The organism is Nocardia abscessus (genome assembly GCF_015477775.1).
GTDB lineage: Bacteria > Actinomycetota > Actinomycetes > Mycobacteriales > Mycobacteriaceae > Nocardia > Nocardia abscessus_A.
Genome location: NZ_JADLQO010000014.1, coordinates 240,715 through 254,006, shown reverse-complemented (window position 1 = coordinate 254,006; position 13,292 = coordinate 240,715). Strand labels below are relative to the sequence as shown.

Below are 13,292 nucleotides of genomic sequence, written 5' to 3'. Positions count from 1 at the left end.
CGGCGGCCATAGCGGTAGGGAAACGCCCGGTCCCATTCCGAACCCGGAAGCTAAGCCTGCCAGCGCCGATGGTACTGCACTCGACAGGGTGTGGGAGAGTAGGACACCGCCGGAACATCCTTCACGAAGGGCCCTCGACACAGTCGAGGGCCTTTCGTCGTTTGATCGGTAGAATTGTGTTCAGTAGCAATTCGCAGAGAAATTCGAGAGGACGTAGCGCGCGGAGACCGAGAATGGTTGGCGGTGTGGCACTGCCCGCGCGAACAACGGAGGTATGCATGACCGTCGTGACGACGCCGACTCGGTCGGCGGCGCTCGACCCCAGCACACCGACGCGATCACGATGGTGGTCGCCGAGGTTGCCCGCCACGGCTGTGTACCTGTCGGGCCTGATCGTCGTCTCGGTGGTCTTCTCGGTGCTGAGTGACTCCGCGCAGACGAGGATGGTGCTGCACGCGAGCACGAATCTGCACAACCTCCTGAGCGGTCGTATCGGGACGTTGCTGGCCAGCGCGTTCGTGATCGGCGACGTCGTGGGGGCCTGGGTCATCATTCCCCTGCTCGCCTGTCTGCTCGCCCTCGCGGAACTGCGCTTCGGCGCGCTGCATTCGGTGCGCGTCTTTCTGGCCGGTCACCTCGGTGCCACGGTGCTCGTCGCGGCGGGCCTGTGGATCGGTGTGGAAGCCGGGTGGGTGCCTGCGAGCATCCGCTGGGCCGAAGACGTCGGCGTGAGCTACGGCGCCATGGCGCTCATCGGTGCGCTCGTGGCCGCGGTGCCGTACCGGTGGCGGATCGCCTGGGCCACGCTGTGGTTCATCGTCGCGGTCGAGGGCGTGCTGATCGGGCAGACCTTCACCCACGTGGGACACCTGGTGGCGTTCACGATCGGCGCCGCCGTCGGATTCTTCACGACCCGGCCCGGGGCGGCCGTCGCTCGGCGGCTCACGCGGGTCGAGAACGCCCTGCTCGCCATGAGCGCGATCCTCGCGGCGATTCTGCTCATGGGCTGACGGCAGCCGCCGAAGGGCGCTCGCCTACAGTGCTTGGGTGCGCCTAGTGATTGCTCGCTGTCAGGTCGACTACGTAGGGCGACTCACCGCCCATCTTCCGATGGCCCGCAGACTACTGCTGATGAAAGCGGACGGCTCGGTGCTCGTGCACTCCGACGGCGGCTCGTACAAGCCGCTGAACTGGATGAGCCCACCCTGCCGGCTGGAGGAACGCAACGGCGACGCCCAGCTCCCGGACGGCGCGAAGGCGCTCTGGGTCGTCACCAACAAGGCAGGCGAAGAACTCCGCATCACCATCGAGGACATCGAGCACGATTCCTCCCACGAGCTCGGCGTCGACCCGGGTCTGGTGAAGGACGGAGTGGAGGCCCACCTCCAAGAGCTGCTCGCCGAGCACGTGCACACCCTCGGCGCCGGTTACACGCTCATCCGCCGCGAGTACATGACCGCGATCGGACCGGTGGACCTGCTGTGCCGGGATGCCGACGGCGGCACGGTGGCGGTCGAGATCAAACGGCGCGGTGAGATCGACGGCGTCGAACAACTCACCCGCTACCTCGAGTTGCTCAACCGCGATCCGCTGCTGGCTCCGGTGGTGGGCGTCTTCGCCGCCCAGCAGATCAAGCCGCAGGCGCGCACGCTCGCCGAGGACCGCGGCATCCGCTGTCTCACACTCGATTACGACGCCCTGCGTGGCACGGAGAGCAACGAATTCCGCCTCTTCTGAACTCAGGGCTGTGCGGGGCTCGCGTGGGCGAGTAATACGCTTGTCGCATGCCCCGCCGGAAGCCGCGTTCGGATCGCCATGCTGATCACTCGTGGTCGGGTGGCGCACTGGGGGACATCTTCGGACGGACCGAGTCAGGTCCGGACGGGGACGAGACCTATGTGGTGCGCGCCGTCCCCGGCGCACGTGCCATCAAGACCTATCGCTGCCCCGGCTGCGACCACGAGATCCCACCCGGGGTCGCTCATATCGTCGCTTGGCCGGCATACGGCGGAGAAGACGACCGCAGGCACTGGCATCGCGGCTGCTGGACCGGGCGCCGGACCCGCCGAATCACTCGTCGGTGGTCCTGACGCATCGAGTCGCGCCCCCGAGACGCCACCGCAAGGGCTATAGGGTCGGGGACCTCTACACCGGCTGGACGAATCGAGCGTTACGGTAGATCCTGCTGGGTGCGGAATTAGGGAAGGCCGCCCTGGTGAGGGGCGGCCTTCGGTGAATTCGGTTGAGATTGCTGCTGTGCCGTCGGTCCGACGTCAGTTGCTGATGTCGGCGCTCTCGCGCTCGTCCGAGTCGATGTCCTCGTCCTCGGTGGCAACCTCGGGGATCGCCTTCTGACGCGAGCCGGTGACGGACTTGGTGTTGCCGCCGATCGACTTACGCTGATCCGGCACACCGTCGAGCAGTTCGCTCTCCCGGTTGACCGCGGCGAGCATCGCGGGCACCGAGTCGAGCTGACCGCGGATACCGAGCAGCTGGGCGAGCACGCGGCCGCGCAGCACGCGCATCTCCTCGGCCAGTTCCTTCGCGTGCGCGATCTTGCGCTCGGAGGTCTGGGTGGCGGAGGTGATGAGGCGGTTGGCCTCGTCGGTCGCGTCCTTGATCCGCTGGGCGGCCTCGGCGCGGCTGGTGGCCTCCAGCTCCTCCATGGCGCGGGTGAGCTTGGTGCGACGCTCGGCCATGGTGGCCTCGAAGTCCTGCTGGGTGGCCTTGCGCTTCGCGTCGGCTTCCTTCGCGATGCGGTCGGCCTCGGCCTGGGCGGCCTCGATGATCTTGGCGGACTCGGTGCGTGCGTTCGCGAGGGTCTGCTCGAACTCGATCTCGAGCGCCTCGCGCTTCTCCTTGGTCTCCGCGAGCAGCGACTCGTACTTGCCACGCATCTCGGTGGCCTGCTGCTCGGCGATCGACACCATCTCCGCTGCCTCGGCCTGGGCCAGGGCACGGACCTCGGATGCCTCGTCGGAGGCGAGACGGAGCATGCGGGAGATGCGGTCGGACATGCCTTCCGCGGTGGTCGGCGGCACCGAGAGTCGGTCGACCTCCTTGCGGAGTTCGTCGATCTCGTCGCGCGCGTCTTCCAGCTGGCTCGCGAGGTTACGTGCTTGTGCCGCAGCGGCATCGCGGTCGGTGGCGGTGACTCTCAGTTCCGCGTCGAAGCGGTCGAAGTAATTACGCACCTCGTCTTGCGCATAACCCTTGCGCACAACGGTGAAGGGCAGTGCAACGAAGCGATTGCGATCGGACTCGGGTGACGACATGGCACACAAACTACAGCCTGAAGACAGCCGATGGTGACTCGACTGCGAATGTCATTCCAACGAGTTTTCCCGACCTGACGTCGATACTAGTGCGTAACATTCGCGTTCGGTTCGACCAACTCGATCAGCACACCTCCAGCATCCTTCGGGTGAATGAAATTGATGCGGGAATCCGCCGTTCCATGCCGTGGCGCCTCGTACAGCAAACGCAGACCCTTGGCGCGCAGGTACGCGGAGACGGCCTCGATGTCGGTCACCCGGTAGGCCAGTTGCTGCAAGCCGGGCCCGCTACGGTCGATGAACTTCGCGATGGTCGACTCGGCGTTGAGCGGGGCCAGCAACTGCAGAGCGGTGGCGCGATCCGGTGCACCGGGCAGCGACAGCATCGCCTCGTGCACGCCTTGGGCCTCGTTGACCTCCCGATGGGTCTCCACCATGCCGAGGTTCTCGGCGTACCAGGCAACCGCGGCGTCCAGGTCCGGCACCGCGATGCCGACGTGGTCGACCGCGGTCACGTAGTCCGCGGGGATGAACGATGACTGTTCGATAACGTTGCTCACCATTCGAAAGTAGCGCGACCTGGCACCGGTCGCGCGGGCCACACCCGCTACCGTTGAGTAGAACACCTGCTCTCGCGCTACCTCGCGGGTGGGCGCGGGCAGGTCCGATCTACGAATGCGAGGCTCGTCGTGACCACTTCCGTGATCGTCTCCGGTGCGCGTACCCCGGTCGGCAGGCTGCTCGGGGGTCTGAAGGACTTCAGCGGTTCCGAACTCGGCGGGTTCGCCATCAAGGCGGCGCTGGAGAAGGGCGGTGTCGCGCCCGACCAGGTCGACTACGTGATCATGGGCCAGGTGCTCACCGCGGGCGCGGGGCAGATCCCGGCCCGGCAGGCGGCGGTGGCGGCGGGCATCCCGATGGACGTGCCCGCGCTGACGCTGAACAAGGTCTGCCTGTCCGGCATCAACGCGATCGCCCTCGCCGACCAGCTGATCCGGGCGGGCGAGTACGAGATCGTGGTCGCGGGCGGGCAGGAGTCGATGAGCCGGGCGCCGCACCTGCTGGAGAAGAGCAGGGAAGGCTTCAAGTACGGCGACGTGACCCTGCGCGACCACATGGCCTACGACGGCCTGCACGACATCTTCACCGACCAGGCGATGGGTGCGCTCACCGAGCAGCGCAACGAGACCGACCGGATCAGCCGGGAGGACCAGGACGCGTTCGCGGCGGCTTCGCACCAGCGTGCGGCGGCGGCGTGGAAGAACGGCGTCTTCGACGACGAGGTGGTCGCGGTCGCGGTGCCGCAGCGCAAGGGCGATCCGGTGCTGGTGACCACGGACGAGGGCATCCGCGCCGACACCACGGTGGAGTCGCTGGGCAAGCTGCGCCCGGCCTTCCGCAAGGACGGCACGATCACCGCGGGCACCGCGTCGCAGATTTCCGATGGCGCCGCCGCGGTCGTCGTGATGAGCAAGGAGAAAGCGCAGGCGCTCGGGCTGAGCTGGATCGCCGAGATCGGCGCCGCGGGCGTGGTCGCGGGCCCGGACTCGACGCTGCAGGACCAGCCCGCCGCCGCGATCGCCAAAGCCTGCGCGCGCGAGGGCATCTCGCCCGCCGACTTGGACCTGGTGGAGATCAACGAGGCGTTCGCGGCGGTCGGCATCGCGTCCACCCGCAAGCTGGGCATCGACCCGGAGAAGGTGAACGTCAACGGCGGCGCCATCGCCATCGGCCACCCGCTGGGCATGTCCGGCGCCCGCATCCTGCTGCACCTGGTGCTCGAGCTGAAGCGCCGCGGCGGCGGCGTCGGCGCGGCCGCCCTCTGCGGTGGCGGCGGCCAGGGCGACGCCCTCATCGTCCGCGTCTGACCAGTGCGGGACGACCCCGCGCCGCATCATCAACCGATGGCCGCCCCGACATGGGCGGCCATCGGTCGTCCCGCCGGACTACACGCCGTGTCCCGGCAATGCGTGCGGCCGGTACGACATGCCCGCAGCAGTGTCGCGAGCAGTGGTCGCCGCACCAACTACGCGGTGATCTGCGACCCCCCAACCGCCCACGTATCACGTCGGACCTGCCGCAGCTTTCGGGCGGAGCGAGACCTAGCCCAGCCCCTTCTCGACCCGCATACGCGGGAGTGATCGCTGTGCGGGTGACGAAGTCGACAGCAGCGATTGCCTCCCGCCGAGGTGAACCCTTGTGCTCCGCGTGTCACCGCCGCTGTGCATGGTTGCGTGGGCTCGGCTGCGAGCTTCGGTGGAGCGATGTCGAGTGGTGACGTTCCGGCGCGCATCTCGGGGATTGCTGTGTCGGTGACGAGGTCGTCAGCAGTGGTTTGCTCCCGCCTGCGGTGAGTTCTCGTGTCCCGCGTGTCCCGCGTGTCATCGCCGCTGTGCATGGTTGCGTCGGCTCGGCTGCGGGTTTTGGGTAGAGCGAGATCAAATGTGTGCCGTTCCCGCGCGCAAGATCGCTGTGTCGTTGACGAGGTCGCCAGCAGCGGTCGTTTGGCCACTCATGGACGGCGAACTTCGGGGCCGCAGGTCACCGCCCTACGCGACCACCACAGCCCGACCACAGGTTTCGAGCGAAGCGAGACCGAGCATTGTCCGTTCGCGGCCCGGCTCGCGTCCGAGCGGCCGCCGCGTCCGCGACGAAGTCGCCAGCGGCGGCCGCTCGGACGCGAGCCACCAAGGGGCCGCGAACACCCAGCGCCGCAGGCGCGGCCAAACGACACAGCAAATTAGACACAGCTCACTACGACAGTGTGTAGTGCATCCGGCAGAATGGGGCGCATGGGCAATGTCTTCGACCTGAGCACGGTGGCCAAGCGTTTTCGTTTCATCGCGGTGCTCGAGGCGATCTCCTGGTTTCTGCTGATCATCGGCATGGTGTTCAAGCGGATTCCCGAGCCGGTGCTGTGGCCGGTCAAGGTGTTCGGCATGACGCACGGCATCGTGTTCGTGCTGTTCGTGATCAGCGCGATCGTGGCGGCGCGCGAGCTGGGCTGGAACCTCAAGACCACCGCTCTCGCGCTGCTGTCCAGCCTCCCGCCGTTCTGCACGGTGCTGTTCGAGGTCTGGGCGGTGCGCACGGGTCAGCTGGGTGAGCTGAGCGTCGCCGGTTCGGCCGAGTCCGGGGCGCCCGCATCCGCCACGTCGTGACAAACTGGAAGTCGTGAATCGACCAGCCGCACGCCGTCCTTCGCCCGCTGTCGCCGCCGCCATGTCCGGCGCGGTCGATCTGTCCAGCCTGAAGCAGCCCGCGGGGGGCGCGGGCGCAGCGGCAGGCGGCGACCACGCGGTGTCCGAGGCCGATTTCGAGACCAGGGTTCTGCGTCGTTCGATGCAGGTGCCGGTGGTGGTCGTGCTGTATTCGCAGCGCAGCCCGGGCAGCGTCGAACTGGTCCGGACGCTGGAGCGTCTGGTGGCCGCCGACGCAGGCGCCTGGGACCTGGCCACCGTCGAAGCCGAGGCCAACATGCGCATCGCGCAGGCGCTGCGGGTGCAGGGCATTCCGACGGTGATCGCGATCGCGGCCGGGCAACCGCTGGCCGATTTCGAGGGCGCGCAGCCGGAGCCGCAGGTGCGGCAGTGGCTGGACGCGGTGGTCGACGCGGTGGCGGGCAAGCTGGAAGGCGGCGGGCAGCCGCAGCAGCCCGCCGAGGACCCGCGTTTCGCGGCGGCCGAGGCGGCGCTGGAGCAGGGTGACCTGGCCGGCGCCGAGGCCGCTTACCAAGCGATTCTCGACGCCGAGCCCGCGAACGAGGAGGCCAAGGGCGCGCTGCGCCAGCTGCGGTTCCTCGCTCGGGCGCAGGAACTGCCGGAGTCGGCCATCGCCGACGCCGACGCCGATCCGTCGAATGTCGACGCCGCGATCCGGGCCGCCGATCTCGAACTTTTCCAGCAGCGGCCCGAGGCGGCCTTCGACCGGTTGATCGCCGTCGTCAAGCGGACCTCGGGCGACGACCGCACCAAGGCGCGTACTCGGCTGCTCGAGTTGTTCGAGCTGTTCGACCAAGCCGAGCCGTTCGTCGTGGCCGCACGCCGCAAGCTGGCCGCCGCGCTGTACTGAGGTTGCCGCGCGACTGAGTTCACCGCACTGAGTTCACCGCGCGACCGAGTTGACCGCGCGGCGCGGTCGCGAACTGGATCGCCGCGGCTTCCCCCCACTCGCACGGTCGTTCCTGGCGCGGGGCGCGGCGAGCTGGTCAGCCGTGAGCTGCATGCCCTCGCACCTTGCTCGATCACTCCGAGCGAGTGGACCTGCTGTTCGATGCCCACCCGGTTCTCGGTCGGGCCGCGCTGTCGGTCCATCCGCCGCGCCTGACGTGGAGCGCCTGCGACACGTGCTCCGGGTCGCGTACGCGGAACTGGCTCGCCGTGCAGGTGCTCGGCGGAGCGGGCGCACGTTCGGTGCTGTTGACGGGTTCGAAGCGGCCTGTGAGTCGTTAGGCGGGGCGCAGCCAGACCGCGCTGTGCGGCGCGAGCGTCACGGCGGCCGAGGCCGGTCGGTCGTGCCACGGCTCGTCGGTCGCCGTCACCTCGCCCAGGTTGCCGAGGCCGGAGCCGCCGTAGTCCGCGGCGTCGGTGTTGAGGATCTCCAGCCAGCGGCCCATGTGTGGCAGGCCGACCCGGTATCCGTCGTGCGTCGCCCCGGAGAAGTTGTAGACGCAGGCCACCGCGGAGCCGTCGGAGCCGTGGCGCAGGAAGGCCAGCACGTTGTTCGTGTGGTCGTTCGCCTCGATCCAGGCGTAGCCGCCCGGGGTGGTGTCCTGGCTCCACAGGGCGGGGTGGGCGCGGTAGACCGCGTTCAGGTCCCGCACCAGCGTGCTGATGCCCTGGTGCAGTGGATTGTCCAGTTCCTGCCAGTCCAGTCCGCGATCGTGCGACCACTCCCGGAACTGGCCGAAATCCTGGCCCATGAACAGCAGCTGTTTGCCCGGGTGGGCCCACATGTAGGCCAGCAGCGCCCGCACGCCCGCTGCTCTGGCGAAATCGTCGCCCGGCATCCTGGTCCACAGGGTGCCTTTGCCGTGCACGACCTCGTCATGGCTGATCGGCAGCACGTAGTTCTCGCTCCAGGCATAGACCAGTGAGAAGGTGACCTCGTTGTGGTGCCAGGAGCGGTGCACCGGGTCGCGGCCGAGGAACCCGAGGGTGTCGTGCATCCAGCCCATGTTCCATTTCATGGTGAAGCCGAGACCGCCGACGTCGGTGCCACGGGTGACGCCGGGCCAGGTGGTGGACTCCTCGGCGATCGTCACGACGCCGGGATGGTGACGGTGCAGGGTCTCGTTGAGGTCCTGCAGGAAGTCGACGGCCTCCAGATTCTCCCGGCCACCGTGCACGTTGGGCTCCCACTCGCCGTCGGCGCGGGAGTAGTCGAGATAGAGCATGGAGGCGACCGCGTCGACGCGCAGGCCGTCGATATGGAATTCCTCGATCCAGTACCGGGCGTTGGCGACGAGAAAGTTGCGCACCTCGTGCCTGCCGAAGTCGAACACAAAGGTGCCCCAGTCGAGTTGCTCGCCCCGGCGCGGGTCGGCGTGCTCGTAGAGCGGGGTGCCGTCGAAGCGGGCCAGCGCCCACTCGTCGCGCGGGAAATGCGCCGGGACCCAGTCCAGCAGGACGCCGATGCCCGCCGCGTGCATGCGGTCGACGAACGCGCGGAAGTCGTCCGGGGAACCGAATCGCGCCGTCGGGGCGTAGTAGGAGGTGACCTGATAACCCCACGACCCGCCGAACGGATGCTCGGCGATGGGGAGCAATTCGATGTGGGTGTATCCGGCGGCCCGCACGTACTCGGCGAGCTGCTCGGCCAGCTCGCGGTAGCCCAGGCCGGGCCGCCACGAACCGAGATGCACCTCGTAGACGCTCATCGGGGCACGGGTCGGGTCGGTGGCCGCGCGACGCTCGAGCCACGCGCGATCGTCCCAGACGTGATGGCTTTCGGTGACCACCGAGGCCGTCGCAGGCGGGTGTTCGGTGGCGAAAGCCAGCGGGTCGGCGTGGTCGACGGTCCGCCCGTCGGCGCCGTGCACGCGGTACTTGTATTTGGCGCCGGGGCCGACGTCCGGAACGAAGACCTCCCAGATCCCGGACGAGCCCAGCGCGCGCATGGGCGCGGTGTGGCCGCGCCAGCCGTCGAAATCGCCGATCACCGTGACGCCGCGCGCGTTGGGCGCCCACACCGCGAACGATGTGCCCGACACGTCGCCGTCGAGGGTGGTGTAGCGGCGCGGGTGCGCGCCGAGCACGTCCCACAGGCGCTCGTGGCGACCTTCTCCGATGAGGTGCAGATCGAGTGGGCCGAGCGTGGGCAGGAAGCGGTAGCCGTCCGCGCCGACGATCGTCTGTCCGCCGGGATAGGTCGTCACGACGCGGTAGTCCATGATCTCCGGGTACGGCAGCACCGCCGCGAAGACGCCGTGGCCCAGGGACTTCAGCGCATGGTCGACGCCGCCGACGCGCACCGCCACGGTTTCCGCGTGCGGGCGCAGCACTCGGACGGCGGTGCCGTCGGGATGGGGATGCGCGCCGAGCACGGTGTGCGGGTCGGCATGGGTGCCTGCCGCGAGCAGCATGAGGTCGCGACGTTTCATCGCAGCGTCCTGCGGTAGGCCAGCTCCGTGCGAGCCTGCTGTGACACCGGAGGCAAGGTGATGATGTGCGCGACGGCGCGCGCGGGGTCCAACCGCACGTAATTGGTCTGCGCCCAGTGGTATTCCTCGCCGCTGATCTCGTCGTACACCACCGGATGGTCGTGCCACTCGCGGCCGATCGCGGGCAGGTCGAGTGAGAGCATGCCCCATTCGGCCCCGTACGGGTTGAGGTTCACCACGACCAGCACCGCGTCGCCACTGGCGGGGTCGATCTTGGAGTAGGCGAGCAGCGCGTCGTTGTCCACGTGGTGGAAATGCAGGCAGCGCAGTTGTTGCAGGGCGGGGTGCGCGCGGCGGATCTCGTTGAGTCTGGTCAGCCAGGGCTCCAGCGATTCGCCGCGCGCGAGCGCTTCGGCGAACGGGCGCGGCCGCAGCTCGTACTTCTCCGAGTCGAGGTACTCCTCGCTGTCCGGACGCACCGCCTGATGCTCGAACAGTTCGAAACCGGAGTAGACGCCCCATGTCGGTGCGAGGGTGGCGGCCAGGACGGCCCGAATGGCGAACATGCCCGGTCCGCCGTGCTGGAGGCTCTCGTGCAGGATGTCCGGGGTGTTCACGAACAGGTTCGGACGGGCCTCGTCGGCCTTGGCGGCGAGTTCGTTGCCGAACTCGGTCAGCTCCCACTTGGCCACTCGCCAGGTGAAATAGGTGTAGGACTGGCTGAATCCGCGCCGGGCCAGCCCGTAGAGCCGGGCAGGCCGGGTGAACGCCTCGGACAGGAAGATGACGTCCGGGTCGGCGCGCCGCACGTTCGCGATCAGCCACTCCCAGAAGTCGGCGGGCTTGGTGTGCGGGTTGTCGACGCGGAAGATGGTGACGCCCATCGCGATCCAGTGCCGGACCACGCGCAGCACTTCGGCGTACAGGCCGTCGGGATCGTTGTCGAAGTTGACCGGATAGATGTCCTGGTACTTCTTCGGTGGATTCTCCGCGTAGGCGATGGTGCCGTCGGGCAGGGTGGTGAACCATTCGGGGTGCGCCCGCACCCACGGATGATCCGGCGCGCATTGCAAGGCGAGGTCGAGCGCCACCTCGAGGCCGAGCCGCCGTGCCGCCGTGACGAATTCGGCGAACTCGGCTTCGGTGCCCAATTCCGGGTGCACGGCATCGTGGCCACCGTGTTGCGAGCCGATCGCCCACGGCGAGCCGACGTCGCCCGGCTCGGCGGTGAGCGCGTTGTTGCGGCCCTTGCGGTTGACCTCGCCGATGGGGTGGATCGGTGGCAGGTACACCACGTCGAAGCCCATGGCGGCGATGCGCGGAAGTTCTCCGGCCGCCGTGGCGAAGGTGCCGTGGACCGGCTTGCCGGTGGCGTCGCGTCCGCCGGTCGAGCGGGGGAAGAACTCGTACCAGGAGCCGTAGAGCGCGCGGTGCCGCTCGACCAGGACGGTGTGCTGGGGCCCGCGGGTGACCAGGTCGCGCAGCGGCGTGGCGCGCAAGATCTCGGCGACCTCCTCGGTGAACGCCGGAGCCACCCGTGCGGGCAGTTGGTCGTCGCCGCGCAGGGCGGCCGCGACCGCGCGCAAGCGTTCGAACTGTCGCTTCGGGACGGCCTGGGCCGCGCGTTCGAACAGGCGGGCGCCCAATTCCAGGTCGTTGGCCAGATCGGCGGCGCTCTGCCCCACGGACAGCTTCGCCTCGATCGCCGATCGCCAGGTCGCGATCGGATCGCTCCAGCCTTCGATGCGGTAGGTCCACGCGCCCGGCGCGTTCGGGGTGAAGGTCGCGTTGAAGACGTCGGGCTCGTAGTCCGGCGTCATGCGGATGCGGATCGGTCGCGACGCGCCGGGCGCGCGGACGACCAGTGTGGCGGCGACCGCGTCGTGCCCCTCGCGCCACACCACGGTGCGCACGGGGAAAACCTCGCCGACCACCGCTTTGGCGGGCCGGCCGCCGGGGATGGACGGGGCAGTGTCATCGATAGCGATGCGGCCGGTCACGGGACCAACCTACCGGTAGCCGGACGTGCGGATCGGATCAGCGAGCTTTTCGTTCGCCGCCGAGGCTCGCCGCGCCGATCGCTGAGCTGGGGTGTTCGGGTCAGCGCGCGTCGGCGGCAAGGCCGAGGCCGAGGGCGACCAGGAGCGCGCCGAGCGCGCGTTCGACCCGCTGCCGGATGCCGGTGCGGCGCAGCAGGGCGCCCGCACGGTCGGCGACCACGACCACGCCCACGCACCAGGCGGTGTCGACCACCAACTGGATGAGCGCCAGGATCACCACGGTCGGCAGCACCGGACCGTCGGACGGCAGGAATTGAGGAAGGATCGTCAACCCGAAGACCGCCGCCTTCGGGTTGGCGGCGATCGAGAGCAGCGAGGCGCGAAAGGCGGCCGCGGGCGTGCGACCCGCGGGGAGCATCTTCGTCATCGCACTGCCGAACTCGTCGCCGCCGCGCGCCCCTCGCCAGGCCTGCACGCCGAGCCAGATCAGAACCAGCGCGCCGATGACGTGGACGGCCGTGTTCATGGCTCGGTTCGCGACGAGGAGCACCGACAGCCCCGCCCCGCCCGCCAGCGTCCAACCGAGCACGCCGATTTCGTTCCCGGCCACCGCTGCCAGACCCGCGGTGCGCCCGTCACGCACAGCGCGCTGCAAGAACAGGGCGGTCGCGGGCCCCGGCAGTGCGGCCAGGAGCAGGCAGGCCGGCAGGAATTGCGGAAGAACCTCGACCCAATGCGGCATCAGCCGATGCTGTCACCTCGGCCCTGCTCAGGCCACACATTTCCGGCACCCCCTCGGTGCCGATCGCAATTCACGGGCCGGGAGACCGGGAGGGGCCCGGGCGGCCACGGCTGGAGAGCTGTGCGCGCGTGGCCACCTGGGTGCTCACTCTGCCGCTCCGAAGCACATCGAGCTCTACGGCAGGACCACGCACGCCATGCCGAGGTTGATTCCGTTGCCCACCGTCATCACCGACGAGGTCCAAGCCGGGCTGGTGCCTTGCACAGCGGAAATGGTGTGCTGCCCGGTCGCGTCAGGTATCCAGATGGTGGTGGCCTGGTTGCCGCTCACCGGTGCGGGGTTCGGGGAGAAGGTGCCCGCGGCGCTGTCGGAGAACTGGACGGAATCGGCGGAGGGAATGTTGTCCACCGTGGCCGTCACCCGGTATTGGCAGTTGGTGCCGTAGTTCCCGAAGCCGAGACTCATACCTTGGGCCGAGTTCGCCGTCGCCGTAGTGACGGCAGCCCCGGCGGCGGGTGCGGCGAGAACGAGTGCAGCCGTGACGGCTCCGAAGCCCGTGATGGCCGCTCCAGCGCGCGACCAGCGCAAATCGCGGGCGCGATTTGGGTGTGCAGTCATCCACATCTCGATCACTCCCGTACTGATTCGGTTGGTGCGGCCGGTTGGTCCGCACA

12 protein-coding genes and 1 rRNA gene are annotated in these 13,292 nt (G+C 68.8%); 7 read left to right on the top strand and 6 right to left on the bottom strand.

Translation table 11 applies throughout. The features are described 5' to 3' along the window. The 4 genes from rrf to IU450_RS40190 form a co-directional block, all read left to right on the top strand. Positions 1-115, top strand: a 5S ribosomal RNA gene (rrf, locus tag IU450_RS29960); the annotation flags it as partial. A gap of 163 nt (positions 116-278) precedes the next feature. Next, positions 279-1,010 carry a rhomboid-like protein gene (locus IU450_RS29955; protein WP_195153076.1) on the top strand — a complete coding sequence of 244 codons (732 nt, stop codon included), beginning with the start codon at positions 279-281 and terminating at the stop codon, positions 1,008-1,010. A gap of 37 nt (positions 1,011-1,047) precedes the next feature. Beyond that, complete coding sequence (gene nucS, locus IU450_RS29950) at positions 1,048-1,737, top strand: endonuclease NucS (protein ID WP_181720009.1); 690 nt, start codon at positions 1,048-1,050, stop codon at positions 1,735-1,737. Between the two features lie 47 nt (positions 1,738-1,784). Further along, complete coding sequence (locus IU450_RS40190; RefSeq protein WP_228835294.1) at positions 1,785-2,090, top strand: ATP/GTP-binding protein; 306 nt, start codon at positions 1,785-1,787, stop codon at positions 2,088-2,090. Between the two features lie 183 nt (positions 2,091-2,273). On the opposite strand, the gene IU450_RS29945 is transcribed toward IU450_RS40190, so the two are convergent. Beyond that, on the bottom strand, positions 2,274-3,275 hold the full coding sequence (locus tag IU450_RS29945; RefSeq protein WP_062971743.1) for a hypothetical protein: 1,002 nt from the start codon (positions 3,273-3,275) through the stop codon (positions 2,274-2,276). Between the two features lie 86 nt (positions 3,276-3,361). Further along, a complete protein-coding gene (gene mce, locus IU450_RS29940) occupies positions 3,362-3,835 on the bottom strand; it encodes a methylmalonyl-CoA epimerase (RefSeq protein WP_174554448.1) in 474 nt (157 codons plus the stop codon). A gap of 129 nt (positions 3,836-3,964) precedes the next feature. Here mce and IU450_RS29935 point away from each other — a divergent pair, with 129 nt between their 5' ends. The 3 genes from IU450_RS29935 (at position 3,965) to IU450_RS29925 (ending at position 7,346) form a co-directional block, all read left to right on the top strand. Continuing rightward, on the top strand, positions 3,965-5,143 hold the full coding sequence (locus IU450_RS29935; protein WP_195153074.1) for an acetyl-CoA C-acetyltransferase: 1,179 nt from the start codon (positions 3,965-3,967) through the stop codon (positions 5,141-5,143). 924 nt (positions 5,144-6,067) lie between these two features. Continuing rightward, positions 6,068-6,436, top strand: a complete 369-nt coding sequence (locus tag IU450_RS29930; RefSeq protein WP_416382917.1) for a DUF3817 domain-containing protein — start codon at positions 6,068-6,070, stop codon at positions 6,434-6,436. Positions 6,437-6,497: 61 nt separating this feature from the next. Then, positions 6,498-7,346: a tetratricopeptide repeat protein gene (locus tag IU450_RS29925; protein ID WP_195153091.1), complete on the top strand. Its 849-nt coding sequence runs from the start codon at positions 6,498-6,500 to the stop codon at positions 7,344-7,346. A 376-nt stretch (positions 7,347-7,722) separates the two neighbouring features. Here IU450_RS29925 and glgB read toward each other — a convergent pair whose 3' ends face one another. The 4 genes from glgB to IU450_RS29905 all read right to left on the bottom strand — a co-directional run bounded on the left by glgB (position 7,723) and on the right by IU450_RS29905 (position 13,236). Next, positions 7,723-9,876, bottom strand: a complete 2,154-nt coding sequence (glgB, locus tag IU450_RS29920; protein ID WP_195153073.1) for a 1,4-alpha-glucan branching protein GlgB — start codon at positions 9,874-9,876, stop codon at positions 7,723-7,725. Continuing rightward, entirely contained in the window at positions 9,873-11,876 is a 2,004-nt protein-coding gene (locus IU450_RS29915) for an alpha-1,4-glucan--maltose-1-phosphate maltosyltransferase (RefSeq protein ID WP_195153072.1), read from the bottom strand. The genes glgB and IU450_RS29915 overlap by 4 nt, the downstream gene beginning before the upstream one ends. A gap of 100 nt (positions 11,877-11,976) precedes the next feature. Then, positions 11,977-12,618 carry a LysE family translocator gene (locus IU450_RS29910; RefSeq protein WP_195153071.1) on the bottom strand — a complete coding sequence of 214 codons (642 nt, stop codon included), beginning with the start codon at positions 12,616-12,618 and terminating at the stop codon, positions 11,977-11,979. A 174-nt stretch (positions 12,619-12,792) separates the two neighbouring features. Next, positions 12,793-13,236, bottom strand: a complete 444-nt coding sequence (locus IU450_RS29905) for a hypothetical protein (RefSeq protein ID WP_195153070.1) — start codon at positions 13,234-13,236, stop codon at positions 12,793-12,795. Positions 13,237-13,292: the final 56 nt, after the last annotated feature.

Excerpts from the sequence above, each read along its gene's own strand:
- IU450_RS29925 (WP_195153091.1), top strand. The coding sequence starts at position 6,498 with ATGTCCGGCGCGGTCGATCTGTCCAGCCTGAAGCAGCCCGCGGGGGGC.
- IU450_RS29955 (WP_195153076.1), top strand. The coding sequence starts at position 279 with ATGACCGTCGTGACGACGCCGACTCGGTCGGCGGCGCTCGACCCCAGC.
- IU450_RS29905 (WP_195153070.1), bottom strand. The coding sequence starts at position 13,236 with ATGACTGCACACCCAAATCGCGCCCGCGATTTGCGCTGGTCGCGCGCT.
- IU450_RS29910 (WP_195153071.1), bottom strand. The coding sequence starts at position 12,618 with ATGCCGCATTGGGTCGAGGTTCTTCCGCAATTCCTGCCGGCCTGCCTG.
- IU450_RS29945 (WP_062971743.1), bottom strand. The coding sequence starts at position 3,275 with ATGTCGTCACCCGAGTCCGATCGCAATCGCTTCGTTGCACTGCCCTTC.
- glgB (WP_195153073.1), bottom strand. The coding sequence starts at position 9,876 with ATGAAACGTCGCGACCTCATGCTGCTCGCGGCAGGCACCCATGCCGAC.
- IU450_RS40190 (WP_228835294.1), top strand. The coding sequence starts at position 1,785 with ATGCCCCGCCGGAAGCCGCGTTCGGATCGCCATGCTGATCACTCGTGG.
- IU450_RS29930 (WP_416382917.1), top strand. The coding sequence starts at position 6,068 with ATGGGCAATGTCTTCGACCTGAGCACGGTGGCCAAGCGTTTTCGTTTC.